21 protein-coding genes are annotated in these 25,578 nt (G+C 73.9%); 10 read left to right on the forward strand and 11 right to left on the reverse strand.

Going from position 1 to position 25,578, the window contains the following annotated elements; all coding sequences use genetic code 11:
- Positions 1-94: 94 nt before the first annotated feature.
- Entirely contained in the window at positions 95-1,771 is a 1,677-nt protein-coding gene (locus CWIS_RS00320; protein ID WP_048341221.1) for a DUF885 domain-containing protein, read from the forward strand.
- 57 nt (positions 1,772-1,828) lie between these two features.
- On the opposite strand, the gene CWIS_RS00325 is transcribed toward CWIS_RS00320, so the two are convergent.
- Positions 1,829-2,509, reverse strand: a complete 681-nt coding sequence (locus CWIS_RS00325) for a vitamin K epoxide reductase family protein (protein ID WP_082156100.1) — start codon at positions 2,507-2,509, stop codon at positions 1,829-1,831.
- 192 nt (positions 2,510-2,701) lie between these two features.
- Here CWIS_RS00325 and CWIS_RS00330 point away from each other — a divergent pair, with 192 nt between their 5' ends.
- The 6 genes from CWIS_RS00330 (at position 2,702) to efeB (ending at position 9,740) form a co-directional block, all read left to right on the forward strand.
- Positions 2,702-3,400, forward strand: coding sequence for a nucleoside triphosphate pyrophosphatase (locus tag CWIS_RS00330; protein ID WP_048341222.1), 699 nt, complete (start codon positions 2,702-2,704; stop codon positions 3,398-3,400).
- A gap of 365 nt (positions 3,401-3,765) precedes the next feature.
- Complete coding sequence (locus CWIS_RS00335) at positions 3,766-5,574, forward strand: biotin carboxylase N-terminal domain-containing protein (protein ID WP_231583618.1); 1,809 nt, start codon at positions 3,766-3,768, stop codon at positions 5,572-5,574.
- 50 nt (positions 5,575-5,624) lie between these two features.
- A complete protein-coding gene (locus CWIS_RS00340; protein WP_082156101.1) occupies positions 5,625-6,221 on the forward strand; it encodes an NUDIX domain-containing protein in 597 nt (198 codons plus the stop codon).
- An 81-nt stretch (positions 6,222-6,302) separates the two neighbouring features.
- Positions 6,303-7,166 (forward strand): iron uptake transporter permease EfeU, encoded by an 864-nt coding sequence (gene efeU / locus CWIS_RS00345; protein WP_048341223.1) that lies wholly within the window; start codon positions 6,303-6,305, stop codon positions 7,164-7,166.
- 32 nt (positions 7,167-7,198) lie between these two features.
- Positions 7,199-8,386: an iron uptake system protein EfeO gene (efeO, locus tag CWIS_RS00350; RefSeq protein ID WP_048341224.1), complete on the forward strand. Its 1,188-nt coding sequence runs from the start codon at positions 7,199-7,201 to the stop codon at positions 8,384-8,386.
- A 1-nt stretch (position 8,387) separates the two neighbouring features.
- The gene (gene efeB / locus CWIS_RS00355) at positions 8,388-9,740 is read left to right on the forward strand and encodes an iron uptake transporter deferrochelatase/peroxidase subunit (RefSeq protein ID WP_048341225.1); all 1,353 of its coding nucleotides are present in this window, start codon (positions 8,388-8,390) and stop codon (positions 9,738-9,740) included.
- 21 nt (positions 9,741-9,761) lie between these two features.
- Here efeB and CWIS_RS00360 read toward each other — a convergent pair whose 3' ends face one another.
- Positions 9,762-10,952: a TIGR04053 family radical SAM/SPASM domain-containing protein gene (locus tag CWIS_RS00360; RefSeq protein WP_082156105.1), complete on the reverse strand. Its 1,191-nt coding sequence runs from the start codon at positions 10,950-10,952 to the stop codon at positions 9,762-9,764.
- A gap of 78 nt (positions 10,953-11,030) precedes the next feature.
- Between CWIS_RS00360 and CWIS_RS00365 the strand changes: the two genes are divergently transcribed.
- Positions 11,031-13,004 (forward strand): endonuclease/exonuclease/phosphatase family protein, encoded by a 1,974-nt coding sequence (locus CWIS_RS00365; protein WP_048341227.1) that lies wholly within the window; start codon positions 11,031-11,033, stop codon positions 13,002-13,004.
- 45 nt (positions 13,005-13,049) lie between these two features.
- Here CWIS_RS00365 and CWIS_RS00370 read toward each other — a convergent pair whose 3' ends face one another.
- Complete coding sequence (locus CWIS_RS00370; RefSeq protein WP_048341228.1) at positions 13,050-14,486, reverse strand: NAD(P)H-quinone dehydrogenase; 1,437 nt, start codon at positions 14,484-14,486, stop codon at positions 13,050-13,052.
- Positions 14,487-14,538: 52 nt separating this feature from the next.
- Here CWIS_RS00370 and CWIS_RS00375 point away from each other — a divergent pair, with 52 nt between their 5' ends.
- Both CWIS_RS00375 and CWIS_RS00380 read left to right on the forward strand, forming a co-directional pair.
- Complete coding sequence (locus CWIS_RS00375; protein WP_048341229.1) at positions 14,539-15,369, forward strand: purine-nucleoside phosphorylase; 831 nt, start codon at positions 14,539-14,541, stop codon at positions 15,367-15,369.
- A gap of 91 nt (positions 15,370-15,460) precedes the next feature.
- Positions 15,461-17,317, forward strand: a complete 1,857-nt coding sequence (locus CWIS_RS00380; protein WP_048341230.1) for a phospho-sugar mutase — start codon at positions 15,461-15,463, stop codon at positions 17,315-17,317.
- Positions 17,318-17,399: 82 nt separating this feature from the next.
- Here CWIS_RS00380 and deoC read toward each other — a convergent pair whose 3' ends face one another.
- From deoC to CWIS_RS00420, 8 genes are all read right to left on the reverse strand, one after another.
- Positions 17,400-18,086 carry a deoxyribose-phosphate aldolase gene (gene deoC / locus CWIS_RS00385; RefSeq protein WP_048341231.1) on the reverse strand — a complete coding sequence of 229 codons (687 nt, stop codon included), beginning with the start codon at positions 18,084-18,086 and terminating at the stop codon, positions 17,400-17,402.
- Entirely contained in the window at positions 18,083-19,153 is a 1,071-nt protein-coding gene (locus tag CWIS_RS00390; RefSeq protein WP_048341261.1) for an adenosine deaminase, read from the reverse strand. The genes deoC and CWIS_RS00390 overlap by 4 nt, the downstream gene beginning before the upstream one ends.
- Before the next feature lie 134 nt (positions 19,154-19,287).
- Positions 19,288-19,506: a hypothetical protein gene (locus CWIS_RS00395; RefSeq protein ID WP_048341262.1), complete on the reverse strand. Its 219-nt coding sequence runs from the start codon at positions 19,504-19,506 to the stop codon at positions 19,288-19,290.
- A 145-nt stretch (positions 19,507-19,651) separates the two neighbouring features.
- A complete protein-coding gene (locus CWIS_RS00400) occupies positions 19,652-20,941 on the reverse strand; it encodes a thymidine phosphorylase (RefSeq protein ID WP_048341232.1) in 1,290 nt (429 codons plus the stop codon).
- Positions 20,938-21,345 (reverse strand): cytidine deaminase, encoded by a 408-nt coding sequence (locus CWIS_RS00405; protein ID WP_048341233.1) that lies wholly within the window; start codon positions 21,343-21,345, stop codon positions 20,938-20,940. The genes CWIS_RS00400 and CWIS_RS00405 overlap by 4 nt, the downstream gene beginning before the upstream one ends.
- 5 nt (positions 21,346-21,350) lie before the next feature.
- Complete coding sequence (locus CWIS_RS00410; RefSeq protein ID WP_053071470.1) at positions 21,351-22,646, reverse strand: ABC transporter permease; 1,296 nt, start codon at positions 22,644-22,646, stop codon at positions 21,351-21,353.
- The gene (locus tag CWIS_RS00415) at positions 22,643-23,986 is read right to left on the reverse strand and encodes an ABC transporter permease (RefSeq protein WP_048341234.1); all 1,344 of its coding nucleotides are present in this window, start codon (positions 23,984-23,986) and stop codon (positions 22,643-22,645) included. Before CWIS_RS00415 ends, CWIS_RS00410 begins: the two co-directional genes overlap by 4 nt.
- Complete coding sequence (locus CWIS_RS00420; protein WP_048341235.1) at positions 23,983-25,503, reverse strand: ABC transporter ATP-binding protein; 1,521 nt, start codon at positions 25,501-25,503, stop codon at positions 23,983-23,985. Before CWIS_RS00420 ends, CWIS_RS00415 begins: the two co-directional genes overlap by 4 nt.
- Positions 25,504-25,578: the final 75 nt, after the last annotated feature.

Here is a 25,578-nt window from a genome sequence, read left to right on the forward strand (position 1 = left end):
CATCCCCTAGACGTCCGAGCGGCCCGTTTGGTTGGGTCCGCCGCGCAAGTTTCTCCGTGGTTGCGGCGGGCTACTGAGCAGTAGGGTCGAGCGCATGCGTGAAACCACAGCCGTCGACGCCGTCGCCGAGAAGTACGTCGCCACCCTCGCCGCTCTCGATCCGCTCGCCGCGACCGAGATGGGCCTGCCCGGCCACGACCACGAGATGACCGACCTGTCCCCCGCCGGCCACGACGAGCGGGACGCCCACACGCGCGCGACGCTGCGCGAGCTCGACGCGCTCGAGCCCGCGGACGACGTCGACCGCATCACGCTCGCGGCGATGCGCGAGCGCCTGGGCCTGTACGTCGAGCTGCACGACGCGGGCGAGCACCTGCGCGACCTGAACAACATCGCGTCGCCCGTGCAGGGCCTGCGTGACGTGTTCGACATCATGCCGACGGGCGACATCGAGGCGTGGGAGAACATCGCGTCGCGCCTGACTGCCCTGCCCGCGACGATCGACGGCTACGTCGAGTCGCTGCGCGCGGGCGCCGCACGCGGCCTGGTCCCCGCCGCGCGTCAGGTCGCCGAGGGCGCCGACCAGGCGGCCGAGCTCGCGGCCGCCGACTCGTTCTTCACCTCGTTCGTGCACGGCGAGGCCGCCGCGGCCGCTCTCGACGACTCGTCGTCGTGCGCTCTCGTCCGCGCCGAGCTCGAGCGCGGTGCCGCCGGGGCCCGCGAGGCCTACGGGCGCCTGGCCGAGTTCCTGCGCGACGAGCTGGCGCCGCAGGCGCCCCACGAGGACGCCGCGGGACGCGACCGCTACTCGCTGTACTCGCGCGCGTTCTTGGGCGCGACGATCGACCTCGACGAGACCTACCAGTGGGGCCTCGAGGAGCTCGCGCGCGTCGTCGCCGAGCAGGAGGCCGTCGCCGCGCAGATCGCCGGCCCCGGCGCGACCGTCGAGCAGGCCGTCGCGGCGCTCGACGCCGACCCGGCCCGGACCCTGACCGGCACCGACGACCTGCGTCGCTGGATGCAGGAGACGTCGGACGCGGCGATCGCCGCGCTCGACGGCACGCACTTCGACATCCCGACGCCGCTGCACACGCTCGAGTGCCGCATCGCCCCGACGCAGAGCGGCGGCATCTACTACACCGGCCCGTCGGACGACTTCACGCGTCCCGGCCGCATGTGGTGGTCCGTGCCTGCCGACGTCTCGACGTTCAACACCTGGCGCGAGAAGACGACCGTCTACCACGAGGGCGTCCCCGGGCACCACCTGCAGGTCGGCGCCGCGGTCCACAACCGCGCCGAGCTCAACACGTGGCGCCGTCTGGCGTGCTGGACGTCGGGCCACGGCGAGGGCTGGGCGCTGTACGCCGAGCGCCTCATGGCCGACCTCGGCTTCCTCGACGACCCGGGCGACCGCCTCGGCATGCTCGACGGCCAGCGCATGCGTGCCGCGCGCGTCGTGTTCGACCTGGGCGTGCACCTGGGCCTGCCGGCGCCCGAGCAGTGGGGCGGCGGCCGCTGGGACGCGGACAAGGCGCTCGCGTTCCTGCTCGCCAACGTGAACATGCCCGAGTCGTTCGTGAAGTTCGAGTGGATGCGCTACCTGGGCTGGCCCGGGCAGGCGCCGTCCTACAAGGTCGGCCAGCGTCTGTGGGAGCAGACGCGTGACGCGGCCCGCGCCGCCCAGGGCGACGCGTTCGACCTGCGCGCGTTCCACGCCAAGGCCCTGAACCTCGGCTCGCTCCCCCTGGACGTGCTCAAGCTTGCGTTCTGACCCGCCTACGACGAAGGCCCGGTCCCCCACGGGGCCGGGCCTTCGTCGTGAGTGGGCTCAGAACAGCGTGTAGCCGTACTTGACCATCACCAGGCCGGCGAGCACGACGAGGAGCGCGATCGTCACGAACCAGTCGTTGCCACCCTGGACGAACCGGCGCCCCCACGGGCCCGCGCGGCCCGGCAGCGAGACGTTGCGTTCACGGACGTTGATCCGGGTCAGGCCCACCCAGACGAGCGTCGTCGTCACGGTGATGAGCAGGCACCAGGGGCACAGCGCGCCGATCACGAAGTACGCCATGCCGAACAGCCACCACGCGAAGACCAGGCCGAGCGTGTAGATGACCTGCGCGACCTGCATGAACCAGCGCGGGAACACGACGCCGCCGACCAGCGCGACCGCGACGGTCAGGACGACCGACTCCGCGGCGATCCCGAGGTACGCGTTGGGGAAGCCGAACAGGCTCGCAGCCCAGTGCTTCGCGACCGTGCTGCAGCTGATCACCTCGTTGAGGTCACAGCTGGCCGACGCGTTCTTGTCGGCCGCGAGCGTGAGCGCCTCGATCGACAGGACGAACGACGCGAACAGGCCCAGGAGCCCGGAGATCACCATCTCGATCGCGGTGCGGCGACGCCAGGCCGGGTCGGGCGGGCCGAGCAGGTCGGGGTCCTCGTCGAGGACGACGTCGTCCAGGTCGAGGTCGTCGTCCAGCTCGGCGACCGGGTGCTGCTTGCTCACGTGCCCTCCTTGAGGCGTCCCGCCACGACTCGACCGCCATGCGCCCTGCCCGCATGCGCCCTGCCCGCGCCGCAGCGCCACGCCATTGTGGCTCACGATCCTGTGCCCCCGATACGACGATCGTCCTCCTCGTCCCGCTTGCGCACCCGGTGCCGGCCCGTCGACGGAGCGCCCGCCGTTACGCTCGCGGGCGTGACCCGGTTGCTGCTCGCCTCTGCCTCGCCCGCTCGTCGGGCCACCCTGCGCGCGGCGGGGATCGAGCCGCTCGTCGCGACGTCGTCGGTCGACGAGGACGCGGCGCTCGCCGCCGCGCGCGAGCGGTTCGCGGGGCCGCAGGGCGTGCTCGACCCCGCGGACGCGGTGCTGGTGCTCGCACAGGCCAAGGCGCACGACGTGGCCGCGCACCTGCCCGACGAGCTCGCCGAGGCCGACGACCTCGTCGTGCTGGGCTGCGACTCGATGCTCGAGCTCGACGGCGAGATCCTGGGCAAGCCGCGCGACGAGGCCGACGCGACCGACCGCTGGCGGGCCATGCGCGGACGCGCGGGGACGCTGCACACGGGCCACTGGCTCGTCGACCTGCGCGAGCCCGACGAGAGCGCACCCGCGCCCCGGCCCGGGATGCTGGGCGCCGGCCGCGGCGCCGTGCTGGGCGACACGTCGTCGACCGTCGTGCACTTCGCGGACCTGAGCGACGACGAGATCGCGGCCTATGTGGCGACCCGCGAGCCGCTCGCGGTCGCCGGGGCGTTCACGATCGACGGTCTCGGCGGGCCGTTCGTCGAGCGCATCGAGGGCGACCACCACGGCGTCGTCGGCCTCTCGCTCCCGCTGCTGCGCACCCTCCTGGCCCAGATCGACCTCCCCCTCCACACCCTCTGGAACGCCTGACCCTCCACCGACCCAGCACCTGCTCCGGGCTCACCCGCGATCGGCCGGAGCAGACCCTGGGTCGCGGACGACCCCCACGGCCACCCAGCGATCACTCCGGCCTCAGCCGCGGAGAGCCGGAGCAGGCGCTGGGTCGCGGGGGGCGGGGTTGGCGGGCTGCGGCTGGGCGGGGGTGGCGGTGGGGGCCAGAGAGCTGGTGTGGTTGTGGGGATCGTGCAGCGGGCGTGCGGGTGGGACCGGGGTGGGCGCGCTGCCTCGTCGGGTTCCTACAAACGGGGGGCCGTCGCGGTGGGGCGGTTCGCCAATCTTGTCCCGCGTGCGGCGACGACGAGGTCCGGGTCGCGGTCGGGGCGTTACGGTGAGCCGTGCCCTCCAGCCTGCCTCCCTCCGGCCTGCGCAAGGTCCTCGTCGCCAACCGCGGCGAGATCGCCGTCCGCATCGTCCGTGCGTGCCGCGACGCCGGTGTCGCGTCGGTCGCCGTGTACGCCGACCAGGACCGCACCGCGCTGCACGTCACGCTCGCCGACGAGGCGTACGCGCTCGACGGGGCCCGCGCGGCGGACACCTACCTCTCGATCGACAAGCTGCTCGACGTCGCGGCCCGCTCCGGCGCCGACTCGGTGCACCCCGGCTACGGCTTCCTCGCGGAGAACGCCGACTTCGCGCGTGCGGTGATCGGCGCGGGTCTCACGTGGATCGGCCCGTCGCCGGACGCGATCGAGGCGCTCGGCGACAAGGTCAGCGCGCGGCACATCGCGCAGCGTGCGGGCGCGCCCCTCGTCGCGGGCACCGCCGATCCGGTCTCGGGCGCCGACGAGATCCACGCGTTCGTCGCGGAGCACGGCCTGCCGATCGCGATCAAGGCCGCGTTCGGTGGCGGCGGGCGCGGGTTGAAGGTGGCGCGCACGTCCGACGAGATCGACGAGATGTACGAGTCCGCGGTGCGCGAGGCCGTCGCGGCGTTCGGCCGCGGCGAGTGCTTCGTCGAGCGGTACCTGGACAAGCCCCGCCACGTCGAGACCCAGTGCCTCGCGGACGCGTACGGCACGGTCGTCGTCGTCAGCACGCGTGACTGCTCGCTGCAGCGCCGCCACCAGAAGCTCGTCGAGGAGGCGCCCGCGCCGTTCCTCACCGAGGCGCAGCGCACGCAGCTCGTCGAGTCGAGCAAGGCGATCCTGCGCGAGGCCCGCTACCAGGGCGCCGGGACGTGCGAGTTCCTGGTCGGCGCCGACGGCACGGTCTCGTTCCTCGAGGTCAACACGCGGCTGCAGGTCGAGCACCCGGTCACGGAGGAGATCTCCGGGATCGACCTCGTGCGCGAGCAGCTGCGGATCGCGGCGGGTGAGCCGCTCGGGTACGACGAGGTCGTCACGCGCGGGCACTCGCTCGAGTTCCGCATCAACGGCGAGGACCCCGCCGCGAACTTCCTGCCCGCCCCCGGGCGCATCTCCACGCTGCGCTTCCCGTCCGGCCCCGGCGTGCGGGTCGACTCGGGCGTCGTCGAGGGCGACACCGTCTCGGGCGCGTTCGACTCGATGATCGCGAAGCTCGTCGTGACGGGGGCGGACCGGCAGCAGGCGATCGCGCGCGCCAAGCGCGCACTCGCCGAGCTGGAGGTCGTGGGCATCCCCACGGTCGTGCCGTTCCACCGCGCGGTGCTCGAAGACGAGGCGTTCGCGCCGGCCGATCCCGAGACGCCGTTCACGGTCCACACGCGCTGGATCGAGACGCAGTTCGCGGACACCCTCGCCACGCTCGGCAAGCCCCCCGCCGCGGCATCGGTCGAGGAGGCCGACGAGGCACCCGTCCTGGAGCGCGTCGTCGTCGAGGTCGGCGGCAAGCGGCTCGAGGTCGTCCTGCCCGCGGCGCTCGCGCTCGGCCGGGCCGCCGGCGCCCGGTCGGCTGGTGCGCCCCGCCGCCCCGCGCGACGCACCAGCGCGCCCAAGGCGTCGGCCAACGGCACCACGCTCACCTCGCCGATGCAGGGCACGATCGTCAAGGTCGCCGTGGCCGACGGCGCGACGGTCGCCGAGGGTGACCTTGTCGTCGTGCTCGAGGCCATGAAGATGGAGCAGCCGCTGGTCGCCCACCGCGCCGGGACCGTGACTGGCCTGGCCGCCGGCGTGGGGGCGAGCGTGAGCGCCGGGACCGCGATCTGCGAGATCGTCGACTGACCGACGGAGCCACCGACTCATGACCGAGCCGCACGCGCCCGAGCCGCACGGTGACTGAACCGCCTCGTCACGCGCCAGCGCCGGGCGACGGCTGGGTGCAGTGCGCGTGCGGCTCGCGGCACTGGGGGCTGCACGGCGCCGCAGGGCTGCTGGTCGCGCGACGCACGCCGGGCGGCGCCGCCACGGACGTCCTGCTGCAGCACCGCGCGCCGTGGAGCCACCACGGCGGGACGTGGGGCATCCCTGGTGGAGCCCGGCACCCGGACGAGGACGCGACCGCCGCCGCGCTGCGTGAGGCCGGCGAGGAGGCCGGGGTCCCGGCCGACGCCGTCCGCCCGTTCGCGACGCGCGTCCTGACCCACCCGAACTGGTCGTACACGACGGTCCTGGCCGACGAGGTCCACGCGTTCGACGCGCGCGCGACGGACGCCGAGTCCCTCGAGATCGCCTGGGTCCCGGTCGCGGACGTCGCGGCGCTCGACCTCCTGCCGGCGTTCGCGGAGGCGTGGCCCGCGCTGCGCGCCGCGCTCGACGACCGACCTGCCACGAGCGACGTCCCTGGTCCCGGCGCCGCCACCGTCCGAGGTGATGCGCGACACACGACGCAGGGTGGTCACCCACTCCCGCAAGGGCGATCCGAGGAGTAGCGTCGCCCGACGTGTGAGGGAAGCCTTGCCTCACCCCCGTACCGGGCACCCGGCACGGACGTCGCTCCTGAACGGTCCCCCATGGTCGCCAACTTCCTCATCGGTCTGCGCGAGGGCCTCGAGGCCGCGCTCGTCGTGAGCATCCTCGTCGCCTACCTCGTCCGGACCGGTAGGCGCGACCTGCTCCCGGCCCTGTGGTCCGGGGTCGCGGTCGCCGTCGGCGCGTCGCTGCTGTTCGGGGCGCTGCTGACGTTCGGGCCCCAGGGGCTGTCGTTCGAGGCGCAGGAGGCGATCGGCGGGTCGCTGTCGATCGTCGCGGTCGGGCTCATCACCTGGATGATCTTCTGGATGGCCAAGACGGCCCGCCACCTCAAGGCGGACCTGCAGCACCGGCTCGACGACGCGATCGCGGCCGGCAAGGGCGCGGTCGTCGTCATGGCGCTGCTCGCGGTGGGCCGCGAGGGCCTCGAGACCGCGCTGTTCCTGTGGGCCGGCGCGCAGGCGACGTCCTCGGGCAGCGCGGCCCCCCTCGTCGGCGCCGCGCTCGGCATCGCGGTCGCGGTCGCGATCGCGTGGCTGATGTACCGCGGCGCGGTCCGGCTCGACCTGCGCCGGTTCTTCGCGTGGACGGGCCTGTTCCTCATCCTCGTCGCGGCGGGCGTGCTGTCCTACGGCGTGCACGACCTGCAGGAGGCCGCGATCCTGCCGGGCCTCGACCGGCTCGCGTTCGACGTCTCCGCGACCGTCCCGCCCTCGTCCTGGTACGGGACGCTGCTCAAGGGCGTCTTCAACTTCACGCCCGCGACCACGTGGCTGCAGCTCGTCGCCTGGACCAGCTACGTCGCGGTCGTCCTCACGCTGTTCATCCGCACCACGTGGGGCCACCGCCCCGCAGCCGCTGCTCGTCCCACCGCTGCGTCCACGACGGCCCGCGTCGCGGCCTGACGCGCCGCGACCCGCCGCACCTGAGGAGATCCATGTCCCGCACCACCGTCGGCGCGCTCGCGCTCGCCGCCCTGGTCCTTCCGCTCGCCGCCTGCGTCGACAACGACCCCGCCGCGGGTGCGTCCACCGCAGCGCTCACGGTGAGCAGCACGGCCGACGCGTGCACGGTCTCGTCGGCCACGGCCGAGTCCGGGACGCTGACGTTCCAGGTCACCAACGACGGGTCGGACGTCACCGAGTTCTACCTGCTCGGCGAGGACGGCCTGCGCGTGGTGTCCGAGGTCGAGAACATCGGCCCGGGCATCACGCGCGACCTCGTCGTGCAGGTGCGGCCCGGCACGTACTTCACGGCGTGCAAGCCCGGCATGGTCGGCGACGGCATCCGCGCGGAGTTCACCGTGACGGACTCGGGCGACGACGTGGGCCCGTCTGGCGACGTGGCCGAGCAGCTGACGACCGCCGAGGCGCAGTACGTCGCGTACGTGAAGGACCAGGTGGGCGCGCTGATCGCGGGCACGCAGGAGTTCGCCGCCGCGTACAAGGCCGGCGACGACGAGCAGGCGCGCGCGCTGTACGCCGCGACACGCGTGCACTGGGAGCGGGTCGAGCCCGTCGCGGAGTCGTTCGGCGACCTCGACCCGCTGACCGACGCGCGTGAGGCCGACCTCGAGGACGGCCAGACCTGGAGCGGGTGGCACTACCTCGAGAAGGACCTGTGGCCCCCGCTCGCAGCCGACAACGGCGGCCAGGAGTACGTCCCGCTCACCGACGCCGAGCGCACCAAGGCCGCCGACGACCTCGTCGGCTGGACGCAGGACCTCGTCGACCAGGTCAACGACCCGGACTTCACGTTCGAGGCGTTCCAGATCTCCAACGGCGCCAAGGAGCTGCTCGACGAGGTCGCGACGGGCAAGGTCACGGGCGAGGAGGAGATCTGGTCGCACACCGACCTGTGGGACTTCCAGGCCAACGTCGACGGCGCGCGCGTCGCGTACGAGGTCCTCGCCGACGTGGTCGAGGCGCAGGACCCCGACCTCGCGGCCACGCTCCTCGAGCGGTTCGCCGCGCTCGACGCGCTGCTCGCCGAGCAGGGCTCGGTCGAGGCCGGCTTCACGCCGTACGACGAGCTCACCGAGCAGGAGGTCAAGGCGCTCTCGACGGCCGTCGACGCGCTCTCGGAGCCGCTCTCCGAGCTCACCGCGGTCGTCACGGGCGCCTGACGTGACCGAGGAGACCTCCGCGGCCGAGCCGCGCGGCATCTCGCGCCGCGCGCTGATCGGCGGCGGCCTGCTCGGCGCCGCAGCCGTCGGCGCCGCGGGCTTCGGCCTGGGCCGCGCGACCACCGGCGAGGCCTCAGCAGGGGCCGCCACACCCGGCACGTTCGCGTTCACCGGCGAGCACCAGGCCGGCATCGTCACGCCCGCGCAGGACCGGCTCTACCTCGCGGCGTTCGACGTCACGACGAACGACCGCGACGACCTCGTCGCGCTGCTGCAGCGCTGGACGACGATCGCCGCGCGGCTCACGCAAGGCCTCGCGGCGGGCTCGTACGGCCCGTCGTCGGGACCCTACGACGCGCCGCCGGACGACACGGGCGAGGCCGCCGACCTGCCCCCCGCGGGACTGACGATCACGTTCGGCTTCGGCCGGTCCCTGTTCGTCACGCCCGACGGCACCGACCGGTTCGGGCTCGCCGACCGGCTGCCCGACGCGCTCGTCGAGCTCCCCCACTTCCCCGCCGACAACCTGGACCCGGCGCGGTGCGACGGCGACCTCGTGGTCCAGGCGTGCGCGGACGACCCGCAGGTCGCGGTGCACGCGATCCGCAACCTGTCGCGCGCGGCGTTCGGCGCCGCGACGATCCGCTGGACGCAGCTCGGGTACGGGCGCACGTCGTCGACGTCGACCGCGCAGCGCACGCCGCGCAACCTGTTCGGCTTCAAGGACGGCACCGCCAACCTCAAGGCCGAGGACCCCGCGCACGTGGCCGAGCACGTCTGGGTCCCGGCTGCGGCGGCCGCCGCGGACAGCCGCGACTCGGCGTGGCTCACGGGCGGGTCGTACCTCGTCGCACGGCGCATCCGCATGACGATCGAGACGTGGGACCGCACGTCGCTGCGCGAGCAGGAGGCGCTCGTCGGGCGGACCAAGGGTGAGGGCGCGCCGTTGTCGGGCGGGACCGAGTTCACCGAGCCGGACTTCGCGGTGACCGGACGCGACGACCAGCCGCTCGTCGCCATGAACAGCCACGTGCGGCTCGCTCACCCGACGCACAACGGCGGCGTGCGGATGCTGCGCCGCGGCTACAACTTCACCGACGGGAACGACGCGCTCGGCCGGCTCGACGCGGGCCTGTTCTTCCTCGCGTTCGTCACCGACCCGCGCACGCACTACATCCCGATGCAGAACACGCTCTCGCGCGACGACGGCCTCATGGAGTACCTGCAGCACACGGGCTCGGGCCTGTTCGCGGTTCCGCCCGGGCTGCCCGACGGCTCGCTCGTCGTCGGCGAGGACGGCACGCCGATCACGACGAGCGCGAGCCCGTTCGTCGGCCAGGCGCTGTTCGCCTGACCGTCACGGCGGTCACGGCACTCACGACGCGAGCAGCGCCGCCACGTCCTGCGGGTACGGGAACGAGCCGGGCTCGTAGGCGCACAGCGGGTCCGCGGCGAACGCGTCGCCCGTCGCGGCGTACGCCCGCGAGCGCGAGCCGCCGCACACGCGCGCGAACTCGCACGTGCCGCACCGCCCCGTCAGGCGCGACGAGTCGCGCAGCCCGGTGAACAGCGGCGACGACCGGTAGATGTCGGGCAGGGTCTGCTCGCGCACGTCCCCGGCGGCGACCGGCAGGAACCCCGACGGGTGCACGGTCCCGACGTGCGACACGAACACGAACCCGTACCCCGCGTTGACGTTGAGCGGTGGCCGGCGCGTGCGCTCACCGTCACCCCACCCGAACGCCGCGGTGCGCTCCGTCAGCTCGGCGTACAGGTCGCCGAGACCGAGGGCGGCCACGTGGTCGACACCGCGGTCCGCGAGCACCGCGCGCTGCAGCGCGACGCGGCGGAAGTGGTGGCCCTCGGTCGTCTTGACCGGGACGTGCGGGCCCAGGTCGTACAGGTAGTTCATGACGTCCTCGGCCTGCTGCGCGCTGAGCGCGCCGAGGTCCACGCCGCGGCCCATCGGGACCAGCATGAACGCGCTCCACGTCATCGCGCCCTGCGCCCGCACCAGGGCGGCGAGGTCCGGCAGCTCGTGCACGGTCCGGCTCGACATGGTCGAGTTGACCTGCACCTTCATCCCGAGCTCGCGCGCCACCGCCCACGCCTCGACCGTCCGGTCGAACGTACCCGGGACGCGACGGAAGCCGTCGTGCACCGCGGCGGTCGCGCCGTCGAGCGAGAGCGACATCGCGGTCACCCCGGCGTCCTGCAGCGCGACGAGTGCCGCACGGTCGAGCTTGTCGGTGCCGGACGGCGAGACCGCGACCGCGAGCCCCAGCGCGCGACCGCGGCGGACCAGCTCAGTCAGGTCCTCGCGCTCGAAGCAGTCGCCCCCGGTGATGACGAAGATCGGCGCGGGCCGGCCGAACGACGCGACCTGGCGCATGAGCTCGGTCGCCTCGTCGGTGTCGAGCTCGCGCGGGTCGCGCCGGGGTGCGGCCTCGGCGCGGCAGTGCACGCACGACAGCGCGCACGCGCGCGTCGCCTCCCAGATCACGAGCAGCGGCCGGTCGGCCGGGTCGTGGCGGACGGTGCGGACGACGGGTCCGTGCGGGCGCATGGTGGGCATGCTGCACCCCGCGGGGCGCCGCGGCCCGGGACGTGCGTCCCTGGCCGCCCCGGCGCGTAGCCTTCGGCCGTGACGATCAGCACCGACGACCGCGCCCCCGCCACGACGAGGCCGCCCGACGACGGGACCCCGACGCGCGTCTGGCTGCTCGCGGCACTCGCCACCGCGACGCTCGAGCTCGTGCGCGCGAGCGGCCCGCTGCTCGACCACGCGTTCGCGTCGGGCGTGGTGACCGCGGGCGTCTCCGCGCTCGTGACCTACGGCGCGACGGGTGTCGTCGTCGCGGTGCTGCTGCTCGCGACCGGGGCGCGCGGCGGCGTGCCGTCGGGCCGCACGGTCGTCGTGGGCGCGGCCGTCCTCGCGGTGCTCCGGCTCGTCCTGCAGGGCCTCGACGGGGACGCGCGCTACTGGCTCGGCCTGGCCACCGTCGCGTGGGCGTGCGGCGTCCTGGTGCTCGCGGTCGCGTTCGTCGCCGGGCGGGTCCAGGGGCCGCGTCAGGCCGCGCTCGGGCTCGTGCTGGGTGCCGGGCTGTCGGTGGGTGTGCAGGTGCTCCTGGGCTCGTGGGACGCGCTGTGGCGCTCGTCGTGGGTGGGCTGGGCGGTCGCGCTGCTCGTGGCGCTCGCACCGCTCGCCGCGTTCCGCGTGGCCCGTCCCGGCACCGGGGCCGGCGAGCCCGCGACGGTCCGCCCGCGACGCCTGTGGGCGCTCGGGCTGTACGTGGGGCTCGCCGCGATGATCGGGGCGAACCCCGCGTTCCTGGCCTCGCAGTCGGGCGTCGCGCTCGGCTGGGCCGGGCTCGCGATCGTCGTCGCGACGGGAGCCGGCGGGTGGCTGCTGCTGCGCCCGGACCGCTGGTCGGGGTCCGTGCGCGTGGGTGCCGCGGTGCTGCTGGTCGGGGCCGTCGCGGCGGCGATGCTCACGACCGGGTGGGCGGCACTCGCCGCGGTGGTCGTGCTCGACGTCGTCGTCGGGATCGTGCTGGTCGGGACGCTGTCGATCCGCCGGCCCGCGCCGCTCGGCACGTGGCGCGCCGCGGGAGCCGCGACGCTCGCGGGCCTGGGCGTGATCCTGCCCGTGCTCGTCTACATGATCGACTACGACGTCCCGCTGCCGGTCGACAACGCGATCGTGCCGATCCTCGCCGCGGTCGTCGTCGCGTCCACGGGGCTGCGCCACCGGGCACCCGGCGAGCCGGCGGAGCGGACGCCCGACGAGCGCCAGCCCGCGCGCGTGCGCTCGGTGCGGCTGCTCCTCGTCCCCGCCGCCGCCCTCGCGCTCGTCGGCCTGGCGCCGTCCACGACGAGCACGCACGGCTCGGACGTCCCGGACCGTGCCGCGGGTGACGAGCTCACCGTGGTCGGCTGGAACCTGCACTACGGGGTCTCGCCGCTCGGTGGCGTCGACCTCGACGTCGTCGCCGCGACGATCGAGGCGGCCGACCCGGACGTCGTGCTGCTGCAGGAGGTCGAGCGTGGCTGGGTGTTCGGCGGCGGCGCGGACATGGCGACGTGGCTCGGGCACCGGCTCGGCATGACGGTCGAGTTCGCGCCCGCGGCCGACCACCAGTTCGGCAACGCGATCCTGGCCCGGTCGGCGCTGACCGACGTCGCGATACACCCGCTGCCGTACGGCGCGGGGCCGCAGGGGCGGTCGGCGCTGTCCGCGACCGTCACGACCGCGGCCGGCGAGCCCGTGCGCGTGACGAGCGTGCACCTGCAGCACCGCGCGGAGAACACGCCCACGCGCCTCGACCAGCTCGACGCACTGCTGGCCGCCGAGCCCGTGACGGGACCGTCGGTGCTGGCCGGCGACCTCAACGCCGAGCCGGGCTGGCCCGAGATCACCCTGCTCGAGGACGCGGGCTGGGTCAGCGCGGTCGACGCCGTGGGCGACCCGGACGCCCTGACGTCGCCGTCGGTGGACCCCGAGCAGCGCATCGACTGGGTGTTCGGTCAGCAGGTGACGTTCACCCAGGCGACGGTCGTGACGGGCGTGACCGCGTCCGACCACCTTCCGGTGGTCGCGCACCTGACGCTCCCCTGACCGCAGGCACCCGCGGGTCCGTCGTGGTCGGCCCCGCGGGACCGGTCAGTCGGCCGCGGGGTGGTGCAGGGTCCGGGCGACCTCGGCGAGCGAGCCGGACATCGACGGGTAGACCGTGATGACCTCGGCGATCTGGTCGACCGAGAGCCGGTGCGTGATCGCGAGCGCGAGCGGGAACACCGACTCCGACGCGCGCGGCCCGACGAGCACCGCGCCCAGGACCGTGCCCGCGCCGGGGCTCGCGAAGATCTTGACGAACCCCTCCCGCACGCCGAGCATCTTGGCGCGCGGGTTGCGCGTGATCGGCAGCGTGCTGACCTCGTAGGGCAGACCCTCGTCGGCCAGGCGCTTCTCGGAGAAGCCGACCGTCGCGATCTCGGGTGCGGTGAAGATGTTCGCCGCGACCGCGCGCAGCGACAGCGGCGTGACCGCGTCCCCGAGCGCGTGGGACATCGCGATGCGGCCCTGCGTCGCGGCGACCGACGCGAGCGGCAGGACGCCCGTGACGTCACCGGCCGCGTACACGCCGCGCGCGCTGGTCCGCGAGACCTTGTCGACCTCGATGTGCCCCGACGGCGACAGGCGCACGCCGGCCTCCTCGAGCCCGAGCCCGCTCGTCGTCGGGATGGACCCGACCGCGAACAGCACGTGCGAGCCCTCGACCTCACGACCGTCGGCCAGCGTCACGACGACCCCGTCGGCGGTACGCCGCGCGCCCGCCGCGCGCGAGCGCGAGAGCACGGTCATGCCGCGTCGTTTGAACACGTCCTCGATCAGCTCGGCGGCGTCGCCGTCCTCGCCCGGGAGCACGCGGTCGCGCGACGAGACGAGGGTGACGTCGGCCCCGAGCGACGTGTACGCGCCCGCGAACTCGGCCCCGGTGACGCCCGACCCCACGACGATCAGCTTCTCCGGCAGCGCCGGCAGGTCGTAGAGCTGCGTCCACGTGAGGATGCGCTCGCCGTCCGGCCGCGCCTCGGGCAGCTCGCGCGGGCGCGCACCGGTCGCGACGAGCACCACGTCGGCCTCGAGGGTGCGCTCGGGGGCGCCGTCGGTCGAGGTCACCACCACGCGCTGCGGGCCGTCGAGCCGGCCGTGCCCGAGCACGACGTGCACGCCCTCCTTCTCGAGCCGCGCCCGGATGTCCGCGGACTGCGCGGCGGCGAGCGCCTTGACGCGCGTGTTCACGGCGGCGAGGTCGATGTGGTGGCGGTGGTCCGCGCCGAACCCGCTGCGGATGCCGAGCTCGGGCGCGCGGTCGGCGATCGTCATCCACTCGGCGGTGGCGATGAGCGTCTTGGAGGGCACGACGTCCGTGAGCACCGCGGCGCCGCCGAGCCCCTGGGTCTCCACGACGGTCACGTCGGCGCCGAGCCGCCGCGCGACCAGCGCGGCCTCGTACCCGCCGGGCCCGCCCCCGACGACGACGACACGGGTCTCGGGCAGGGCGGGGGTGCCGGGAGGTGTGCTCACGACCTGCATTCTGCCGTCTGGCGGACTGCTGCTCCCGTCGGGCCCGGCTAACCTGCGAGTCATGAGCGACGACCTCGACCTCGACGACCCGACGACCGATCCGTTCGAGGTGGCCCGTGCGGCCGCCGCGCACCTGGCGCAGGCCACGGGGGTGACGCAGCACGACGTGGCGCTCGTCCTCGGCTCAGGCTGGGGCGGCGCGGCGGACCTCCTGGGCGAGACCGTCGCCGAGGTCGCGAGCACCGACGTCCCCGGCTTCTCGGCGGCGGCCGTGCACGGCCACGTCGGGACCATCCGCTCGGTCCGCATCGGGGAGACCGGCAAGCACGCGATGGTCCTCGGCTCACGCACCCACCTCTACGAGGGCAAGGGCGTGCGCCGTGTCGTGCACGGCATGCGGACCGCGGCCGCGGCCGGCGCCTCGGTCGTCGTCCTGACGAACGGCTGCGGCGGGCTGAACCCCGCGTGGGGCCCGGGCACGCCTGTGCTCATCAGCGACCACATCAACCTCACCGCGACCTCGCCGCTCGAGGGCGCGACGTTCGTCGACCTCACGGACCTGTACTCCACGCGCCTGCGGACGCTCGCTCGTGAGGTCGACGCGACCCTCGACGAGGGCGTGTACGTCCAGTTCCGCGGGCCGCACTACGAGACCCCCGCGGAGGTGCGGATGGCCGGGCGCATCGGTGGCGACCTGGTCGGCATGTCGACGACGCTCGAGGCGATCGCCGCGCGCCAGGCCGGCATGGAGGTCCTCGGCATCTCCCTGGTCACCAACCTGGCGGCGGGCATCAGCCCGGTGCCGCTGTCGCACGCGGAGGTGCTCGAGGCCGGGCAGGCCGCCGGACCGCGCATCAGTGCCCTGCTCGCGGACATCATCCGGCGCGTGTGACCCGCCGCTGACCCGCCCGTAACCTGCGGGGCGGCGCACGGGCCGGGACGTTCGGTTCGTGCGTCGCCCTACCGGTCAGTACCTTGGGGCCATGAGCCGCGACGAGCCGTGGGAGGACCTGCGAGCGCAGGTCGAGGCGTGGATCGACGACGACCCGGACCCGCAGACGGCCGACGAGCTCCGCGAGCTCGTGCGGGTCGCGGACGAACGGCCGCCCGGCCTCGTCAGCGGTGTCGCGCCCGACCCCGAGCAGGACGCCGTGCTGCGCGCGGCGGCGATCGCGCGCGCCGAGCTCGCCGATCGCTTCCAGGGTCTGCTGCAGTTCGGTACCGCGGGCCTGCGCGGTGCGATCGCGGGCGGCCCGCACCGCATGAACCGTGCCGTGGTGATCCGTGCGGCCGCGGGCCTGGCCGACTACCTGCTGGGCGAGCTCGACGGGCTCACGCCGCGCCCGCGCGTCGTCGTCGGCTACGACGCTCGGCACAACTCGCACGCGTTCGCGCTCGACACCGCGGCCGTGCTGACGGCCGTCGGGATCGAGGTGCTGCTGCTCCCCCGCCCGCTGCCCACACCGCTGCTCGCGTTCAGCGTGCTGCGCTTCGAGGCGGACGCGGGCGTCATGGTCACCGCGTCGCACAACCCCCCGCAGGACAACGGCTACAAGGTCTACCTCGGCGGGCGCGTCGTGACCGACGGCGGCCAGGGCGCGCAGATCGTGCCGCCCGCCGACGCGGCCATCGCGGCGGAGATCGCGCGCGTGCCCTCGGTCGCGTCCGTGCCGCGCGCGGACCACGGCTGGACCGTGCTGGGCGAGGACGTCGTGGACGCGTACGTCGAGGCGACGCTCGCGCTCGCCGACCCGACCGCCCGGTTCGCCGCCGCCGACCTCTCGATCGTCCTGACGCCGCTGCACGGCGTGGGCGGCGCGGTCGCGGAGCGCGTGCTGCGCGCCGCGGGCTTCACCGATGTGCTCGTCGTCCCCGAGCAGGAGGCGCCCGACCCCGACTTCCCCTCGGTCGCGTTCCCGAACCCCGAGGAGCCCGGCGCGATCGACCTCGCCCTGGGTCTCGCGTCCGACCGCGGCGCGGACCTCGTCATCGCGCTCGACCCGGACGCGGACCGGTGCGCGGTCGCCGTCCGCGACCCGCGTGCCCGCGCCTACCGCGGCCCGGACACCGCCGGCGCCGAGGGCTGGCGCATGCTGCACGGCGACGAGACCGGCGCGCTGCTCGGCCAGGTCGCCGCCGAGCGGATCCGCGACGACCTCGGTCCCGTCGACCCGGAGGCCACGTTCGCGAGCTCGATCGTCTCCTCGCGCCAGCTCGCGGAGATCGCGGCAGCAGCGGGGGTGCGGCACGTGCAGACGCTCACCGGCTTCAAGTGGCTCTCACGCGTGGACGGTCTGGTCTACGCCTACGAGGAGGCGCTCGGCTACTGCGTGGCGCCGGGCAACGTGCGCGACAAGGACGGCATCTCCGCCGCGCTCCTGGTCGCAGGCCTCGCGGCGCGCCTCAAGGCCGGCGGCAGCACGCTGATCGACGCGCTCGACGACCTCGCGCGCACGCACGGCCTCTACCTCACGGGCCAGGTCTCGGCGCGGTACGACGACCTCGCGCAGATCCCCGCGACCGTCGGGCGGCTGCGCGAGCACCCGCCGACCACGCTCGCTGGCGCGTCCGTGACGCGCGTCGTCGACCTCGCGCGGGGCACCGAGGAGGAGCGCGGCGGCCTGCCGCCCACCGAAGGGCTGCGGCTCGACGCCGCCGACGGCACGCGCGTCATCGTGCGCCCCTCGGGCACCGAGCCGAAGGTCAAGTGCTACCTCGAGGTCGTCGAGCCGGTCCTGCCCGACGCCGACGACGAGGCCGTGGGCGTCGCGCGGCGCCAGGCCCGCGCCCGGCTGGACGCGGTCGCCGCCGACATGCGCGCGGCGCTCGGCATCGCCTGAGTGCCCGGACGCGCGAGGGCCGCGACGACACCGTTCGTCGTCGCGGCCCTCGCGGTCGCTCAGCAGGGCTCAGCAGCGGGGCTCAGTAGCCCGCGTCGGCCTCCAGGCCCCCGACGACCTTCGCCGTGCCCGACAGCCCGAGCCGCGTGGCCCCGGCCTCGACCATCGCGAGCGCGTCGGCCGCCGTCCGGACACCGCCCGAGGCCTTGACCCCGAGGCGACCACCCACGGTCTGCGCCATGAGCCGCACCGCGTGCACGGTCGCTCCGCCCGTGGGGTGGAAGCCGGTCGAGGTCTTGACGAAGTCGGCGCCCGCCGCCTCGGCGGCCTGGCAGGCCCGCACGATCTCGTCGTCGGTCAGCGCCGCGGACTCGATGATGACCTTGAGCACCGTGGGGGCGGGCACGGCGGCGCGCACGGCGGCGATGTCGGCCTGCACGTCGTCGAACCGGCCCTCCTTGGCCGCCCCCACGTCGATCACCATGTCGACCTCGTCGGCGCCGTCCGCGACCGACCGGGCCGCCTCGGCCGCCTTGATCTCGCTGTGGTGCTTGCCCGAGGGGAACCCGCACACGGTCGCGACCTTGAGGCCCGGCACCGACGAGACGTCCACCGGCAGGAACGAGGGCGAGATGCAGATCGAGTAGACGCCCAGCGTGCCGGCCTCCGCGACGAGCGCGTCGATGTCGGCGCGGGTCGCCTCGGGCTTGAGCAGCGTGTGGTCGACGAGCTGCGCGAGCGCGGCGGCGTCCAACGGTTCGTGGGTCATGCGCGGTGCCTTCCTCCCCGGGCCGCGGCGTACGCAGGCCGGATCACGGTGTCGATCAGGGCGGCGCGCTCGTCGTCGTGGACGAACGCGTGAGCGGCCGCGGTGACGGCCACGTCTTCGAGGTCGTGCAACGTCCAGCCCGCCTGCTCGACGAGGAGCGCGAGCTCGCGTCCGAGCGACGTGCCGGACTGCAGCCGGTTGTCGGTGTTGACGGTCACCGCGAAGCCGAGCTCGTGCAGGCGCGTCACGGGGTGCTCCGCGATCGACGGCGCTCCGCCGGTCTGCACGTTCGACGACGGGCAGACCTCGAGCGCGAGCCGACGGTCGCGGACCCAGTGCGCGAGCAGGCCCAGCCGGTCGCCGAGCTCGTCGACGCCCACGTCGTCCGCCAGGCGCACGCCGTGCCCCAGGCGCAGCGCGCCCTGCGCGACCGCGTCCGCGACCGAGTCGGTGCCTGCGGCCTCACCCGCGTGCAACGTGCACGGGAAGTGCGCGTGGCGCAGCGCGTCGAACACCTCGGGGTGCGCCGACGGCGGGTACCCGTCCTCCGGCCCCGCCAGGTCGAACGCGACGACGCCCGCGTCACGGTTCGCGACCGCCAGCTCGGCGACCTCCTGCCACCGGTCCAGGTGGCGCATCGCGCACAGGATGGCCAGGACGCGGATCGGGTGACCATCGGCGCGCGCCTGCGCGACGCCCTCGTCGAACCCCGCGCGCACCGCGTCGACGACCTCCTGCAGCGTCAGCCCCTGCTCGACGTGCTGCTCGGGCGCGAACCGGATCTCGGCGTAGACCACGCCGTCGGCTGCCAGGTCGAGCACGGCCTCGCGCGCGACCCGCTGCAACGCGGGCGCCGCCTGCAGCACGGCGACCGTGTGGACGAAGGTCTCGAGGTAGCGCTCGAGCGAGCCCGTCGACGCGGCCTCGACGAACCAGCGGCCGAGCTCGTCGGCGTCGGTCGTGGGCAGCTCGTGCCCGATCTCGGCCGCGAGCTCGACGATGGTCGCGGGCCGCAGGCCGCCGTCGAGGTGGTCGTGCAGCAGCACCTTGGGCAGCGACGGGATCAGCGCGACGAGCGCCTCGACCGACCCGGTGTCGTCGGGTTCCTGGGCGTCGGAGGTCTGCTCGTCGGCGACACTCTCGGCGACCTCGTCGGTGCCGACGGGCTCGGTGCTCGCCGGGCTGCTCTCCTCGTTCGTGCTCACGCGTCGTCCTCGTCGTCCGCCGGAACCTCGGTGTCCTGCTCCACGACGTCCGCCTCGTCGGCGGTGCCGTCACGGTCGGGTCGTGCGAACCCCGGCGTGTACTCCTCGGGGTCGGACGCGGGTGCGTCGTCGTCGGTCAGGCGTGCCGGGACGTCGGGGTCGACGGGTTCGATCCCCGCGTCGCGCCACGCGTCCGGTCCGGGCAGCGTGCTCATCGCGTCCTCCTCATCGACGGTCGTCCACCCATCCTTCTCCCCGCGACCGACCCGCGCCATCGGGCCGTCGTCGCAGGTCAGCCCGCGGTCGGACCGGTCCGACGGCCCGCGGCCCCGACGAGGCCGCGGGCGACTGCCGCCGAGCTCAGGCCGTGATCCGGTCGAGCACGAGCGGACCCGCGCCGGGTGCAGCGGCCGCATCGACGACGATCCCACCGGCGAGGGCCTCACGCGCCCTCCCGAACCGTTCCGGGGTGTCGGTGTGCAGCGTGAGGACGGGCTGACCCGCGGTGACCCGCTCGCCGGGGCGCACGTGGATCTGGACACCCGCCCCGGCCTGCACCGGGTCCTCCTTGCGCGCACGGCCCGCGCCGAGACGCCACGCCGCGACGCCCACCGCGTACGCGTCGAGCGTGGTCAGGACGCCGTCGGACTCCGCGAGCACCTGCTCGGTCTCGCGCGCGTACGGCAGCGGGGCGTCGGGGTCGCCGTCCTGCGCGCGGATCATGGCGCGCCACGCGTCCATCGCGCGACCGTCGGCGAGAGCCGCCGCGGGGTCCGCGTCGGGGCGTCCGGCGGCGTCGAGCATCTCGCGCGCGAGCGCGATCGTGAGCTCGACGACGTCCGCCGGGCCACCGCCCGCGAGCACCTCGACCGACTCCCGGACCTCGAGCGCGTTACCGGCGGTCAGGCCGAGCGGGGTCGACATGTCGGTGAGCAGCGCGACGGTCGTGACGCCCGCGTCGGTCCCCAGCTCGACCATGGTCCGCGCGAGCTCGCGCGCCCGGTCGAGGTCCTTCATGAACGCCCCCGAGCCGACCTTGACGTCGAGCACGAGCGAGTCGGTGCCCTCCGCGATCTTCTTGCTCATGATCGAGCTCGCGATCAGCGGGATGGCCTCGACCGTGCCGGTGACGTCACGCAGCGCGTACAGCTTGCGGTCGGCGGGCGCCAGGCCCGATCCCGCCTGGCAGATGACCGCGCCCACGTCGGCGAGCTGGCGCATCATCTCGTCGTTGCTGAGGGCGGCGCGCCAGCCGGGGATCGACTCGAGCTTGTCGAGCGTGCCCCCGGTGTGGCCCAGCCCGCGGCCCGAGAGCTGCGGCACGGCGACGCCGAACACCGCCACGAGCGGCGCGAGCGGCAGCGTGATCTTGTCGCCGACACCGCCCGTCGAGTGCTTGTCGGCGGTCGGGCGGCCGAGGTCGGCGAACGACATGCGCTCGCCGGACGCGATCATCGCCGCGGTCCAGCGCGCGATCTCGGCGCGGTCCATGCCGTTGAGCAGGATCGCCATGTTGAGCGCGGACATCTGCTCGTCGGCGACGACACCGCGCGTGTACGCGTCGATCACCCAGTCGATCTGGGCGTCGCTCAGCCGCCGCCCGTCGCGCTTGGCGACGATGACGTCGACGGCGTCGAAGGACTCGCTCATGATGCTCCTGCTGCTCGTTCGGTGAGGTCGTCCGGGCCGAAGGCGTCGGGCAGGACCTCCGTCATCGGCCGGATGCCGCTGACGGTCTCCAGCACGAGGCCCGCGCCGCCGTGCTCCCACAGGAGCTGCCGGCACCGGCCGCACGGCATGAGCACGTTGCCGTGCCCGTCCACGCACGTGAACGCCACGAGGCGCCCACCGCCCGACATCACCAGCGCCGAGACGAGCGAGCACTCGGCGCACAACGTGACGCCGTAGCTCGCGTTCTCGACGTTGCAGCCCGACACCACGCGACCGTCGTCGACGATCGCGGCGGCCCCCACGGGGAACGTCGAGTACGGCACGTACGCCTTGGCCATCGCTTCCGTGGCGACCGCGCGCAGCGCGTCCCAGTCCACCTGCACCCGACTCACTCCTTGATGTACGGCACGCCGTCGGCGGCCGGGGCCCGCGACCGTCCGACGAGCCCGGCGACCGCCAGGATCGTCACGACGTACGGGAGCATGAGCATGAACTGGCTGGGCACGGGCGCACCGACGATCGACAGCGCACCCTCGAGGTTCGAGGCGAACCCGAACAGCAGCGCCGCGAGCGCGGCGCGGATCGGGTCCCACTTGCCGAAGATGACGGCGGCCAGGGCGATGAAGCCCGCACCCGCGGTCATCTCCTTGCCGAAGCTCGAGACCGAGACGACCGTGTAGAACGCCCCGCCGACGCCCGCGATCGCACCCGCGATCACGAGGGCGCGGTACCGCGTGCGCTCGACCTTGATGCCGACGGTGTCGGCCGCGCTCGGGTGCTCGCCCACGGCCCGGACCCGCAGTCCCCAGCGGGTGCGCATGAGCGCGAACCACACGGCGGGGACCGTCAGGTACATGACGTAGACGACGATCGTCTGGTTGAACAGCGCCGGGCCGATGACCGGGATCTTCGACAGGAGCGGGATCGCGATGCGGGAGAACCGCTCGGTGTCGTTGAACCGCTCGGCGTTCGGCACGAGCACCTGCGAGTACAGGAAGCTCGTCATGCCGATCACGAGCACGTTGAGCACGACACCGACGATGACCTGGTTGACCTTGTAGGTGATCGCGAAGACGCCGAGCACGAGCGCGACGAGCACGCCCGAGACGATCGCGGCGACCAGTCCGGCCCACGGGCTGCCCGTGACCGAGCCGACGAAGGCGCCCGTGAACGCGCCCGCGAGCAGCTGGCCCTCGATCGCGATGTTGACGACGCCCGCGCGCTCACCGATCACGCCGCCGAGCGCGCCGAACACGATCGGCACCGAGAGCAGCACCGAACCGCCGATCAGGCGGACGGCGGGGATGTCGCTCGGGCTGCCCGCCGCCGCCCAGGCCAGGAACCCGACCAGGAAGACGAAGGCGAACACCAGGGAGATCCACCCCGGGACCCGGCGGCGCCGGGCGACCAGGACGAACGCGGCGACCGTCGCGAGGCCCATGATGACGACCGCGGTCCACGCGGTCGCCATCCCGGGCACGGTCGCGTTCGGGATGGTGAACAGGTCACCGACCGTCGCGAACCGGAACGTCGCGTCACCCTCACGAGGGACCGCGAGCAGGAGGATCGCGAACAGCCCCGTGACGATCGCGAACGCGATCGGGGCCTTGCGGCTGATCACCTGGACGCGGCGGTGCTCGCCGGCGTCCGGGACTGCCGCGGGTGCGGGTGCCAGGGCGGTCATCGAGCTGCTCCGTCCGCCGTCGGGGTGGTGGGTGCGGCCATCGCCGCGGCCGCCTTGGGCTCACGCGGCTTCTTCTTGCCCGTGCGGTGCTTCTCGGGCTGGGGCAGCCGGAAGATCGCGCGGACCAGCGGCGGGGCCGCGATGAACAGCACGATGAGGGACTGGACGACGAGCACGATCTCGATCGGGATGCCCTCGCCCGCCTGCATGGCCGAGCCGCCCGCCTTGAACGCGCCGAACAGCAGGCTCGCGAAGAACACGCCGACGGGCTGCGAGCTGCCGAGCAGCGCCACGGTGATCGCGTCGAAGCCGACGCCCGCGTCGATGTCGGAGCCGAAGCCGTTGGTGATGAGCCCGAGCACCTGCGTCGAACCGGCCGCGCCGATGAGCGCGCCACCCACGAGCATCGACCCGATGATCGTGCGCGAGACGTTCACGCCCGCAACCCGGCCGGCGAACTGGTTCTCGCCGATCATCCGGAACCGGAAGCCGAGGCTCGAGCGGTTGAGCAGGAACCAGACGAGCACCACGGCGACGAGCGCAAGCAGGAAGCCCAGGTGCAGCGGGTACTGCGGCCCGAAGATGCGCGGCAGGATCGCCGTGCTCGCCATGGGCGGCGTCTTCGGGTTCGCGGAGCCCGGCGCCTGCAGCAGGCCGGGCGTGGCCAACAGGTAGGACAACAGGTAGAACGCGATGTAGTTGAGCATGATCGTGACGATCACCTCGTGCGCGCCCGTGGTCGCCTTGAGCACCCCGGCGATGCCCGCCCACAAGGCTCCGGCCACGACACCCGCGGCGACGGCGACGACGATGTGCAGCCCGGCCGGCAGGTCGAACGAGAAGCCGACCCAGCCCGCCGCGGCGGCCGACATGAGCATCTGCCCCTGGCCACCGATGTTGAACATGCCCGAGCGGAAGCCGATGGCGACACCCAGCCCGGCGAGGATCAGCGGCGTCGCATACGTCAGCGACTGCGTGAGCGGCCGGATCGACTTGGCGAACGTGTCCGCGTTGTAGTTGTAGACCGCGCCGCGGAACAGTGCGGAGTACGCGCCACCGACCGCGTCGCCCACGGCCTTGAGCAGGTCGGCGGGCCGGGAGAAGAAGTAGCCCGCCGCGTCCTGCACCTCGGGGTCGGTGACCGCGATCATGATCGAGCCGGCCAGCACGGCGAGCAGCACGGCGCCGACGGCGACGGCCCAGCCGCCCGACGTCGCGCGCGCGATCGCCTCCTGCCACCGGCGGTCGGGACCGCCGTCCCCGCCGCCCGACTCCGGGCTCGTGGGTGCGACCGCCCGGGCGGCGGCGTCGCCGCTCGGTGCGCTCTGCTCTGCGCTCATGCCGCCGCTCCTGCGTCGTCGGGCGCGATGCCGGCCATCATCAGGCCGATCACGTCGCGCGGGGTCGTCGCCGGCACGATGCCGACCACACGACCGCGGTACATCACGAGGATCCGGTCGCCCAGGGCGACCGCCTCGTCGAGCTCGGTCGCGAGGACCACGACCGGGATGCCCGCGTCGCGCGTCTCGACGATCCGCTTGTGGATGAACTCGATCGAGCCCACGTCGACGCCGCGCGTCGGCTGGGCCGCGACCAGCAGGCGCAGCTTGCGCGACAGCTCACGCGCGAGGACGACCTTCTGCTGGTTGCCGCCCGAGAGCCGCCCGGCCGGGACGTCGATCCCCTGCGTGCGGATGTCGAACTCGTCGACCTTGTCGTGCGCGAACTGGTCGCGGGCCTTGAGCTGGAGCAGCCCGTAGCGCGCGAACGGCGCCTCGTCGGCACGGTTCAGCATGAGGTTCTCGGCGACCGTGAACGAGCCCACGAGCCCGTCCACGCCGCGGTCCTCGGGGACGAACCCGAGCCCGGCGTCGATGATCTGGCGCACGCTGCGCCCGACGAGCTCCACGCCGTCCAGCGTGATGCTCCCGCTGACGGAGGACTGCAGACCCGCGAGCGCCTCGGCGAGCTCGGTCTGCCCGTTGCCCTGCACGCCTGCGACGACCAGCACCTCGCCGCCGCGGACCGTGAACGACACGTCGTCGACGAGCACGGTGCCCCGCGCGTCACTGACGTCGAGGTGGCTGACGACGAGCTCCGAGGTCCCGTACTGCGGGGCCTCCTTGTGCACCGTCAGCTCGACGGCACGGCCGACCATGAGCGCGGCGAGCTCGGCGTCGCTCGCGCCCGGCGAGGCCTCGCCGACGATCGCCCCGCGGCGCACGACGGTGATGCGGTCCGCGACCTCGCGGACCTCACGCAGCTTGTGGGTGATGAAGACGATCGCGACGCCCTCGGACTTGAGCTGGCGCATGATCGCCATGAGCTCGTCGGTCTCCTGCGGCGTCAGCACCGCGGTCGGCTCGTCGAAGACGAGGACCTTGGCGTCGCGCGAGAGGGCCTTGATGATCTCGACGCGCTGCTGCACGCCGACGGGCAGCTCCTCGACGAGCGCGTCGGGGTCGACGTGGAACCCGAACCGGTCGGCGATCTCGCGCACCTTCGCGCGTCCCGCCTCGAGGTCGAGCCTGCCGCCGCCGCGCGTCTGCTCGTGGCCGAGCATGACGTTCTCGGCGACGGTGAAGACGGGGATGAGCATGAAGTGCTGGTGGACCATGCCGATGCCGGCGGCCATCGCGTCGCCCGGGCCCGAGAAGTGCTGGACCTCGTCGTCCAGGAGGATCTCGCCCTCGTCGGCGGTGTACAGGCCGTACAGCACGTTCATCAGCGTCGACTTGCCGGCGCCGTTCTCCCCGAGGAGACAGTGGATCTCGCCCGGTTCGACGACGAGATCGATGTGGTCGTTCGCGACGAGCGACCCGAACCGCTTGGTGATGCCTCGAAGCTCAAGCCTCATGTCCTGATCCTGGTGACTGGCGGCACGCGCCGCACGACGACACGCGGCGGGGGGGGCCCGCCGGGGCCCCCCCCC

Origin of the sequence: Cellulomonas sp. A375-1 (assembly GCF_001040865.1) — a bacterium.
Classification (GTDB): domain Bacteria; phylum Actinomycetota; class Actinomycetes; order Actinomycetales; family Cellulomonadaceae; genus Cellulomonas; species Cellulomonas gelida.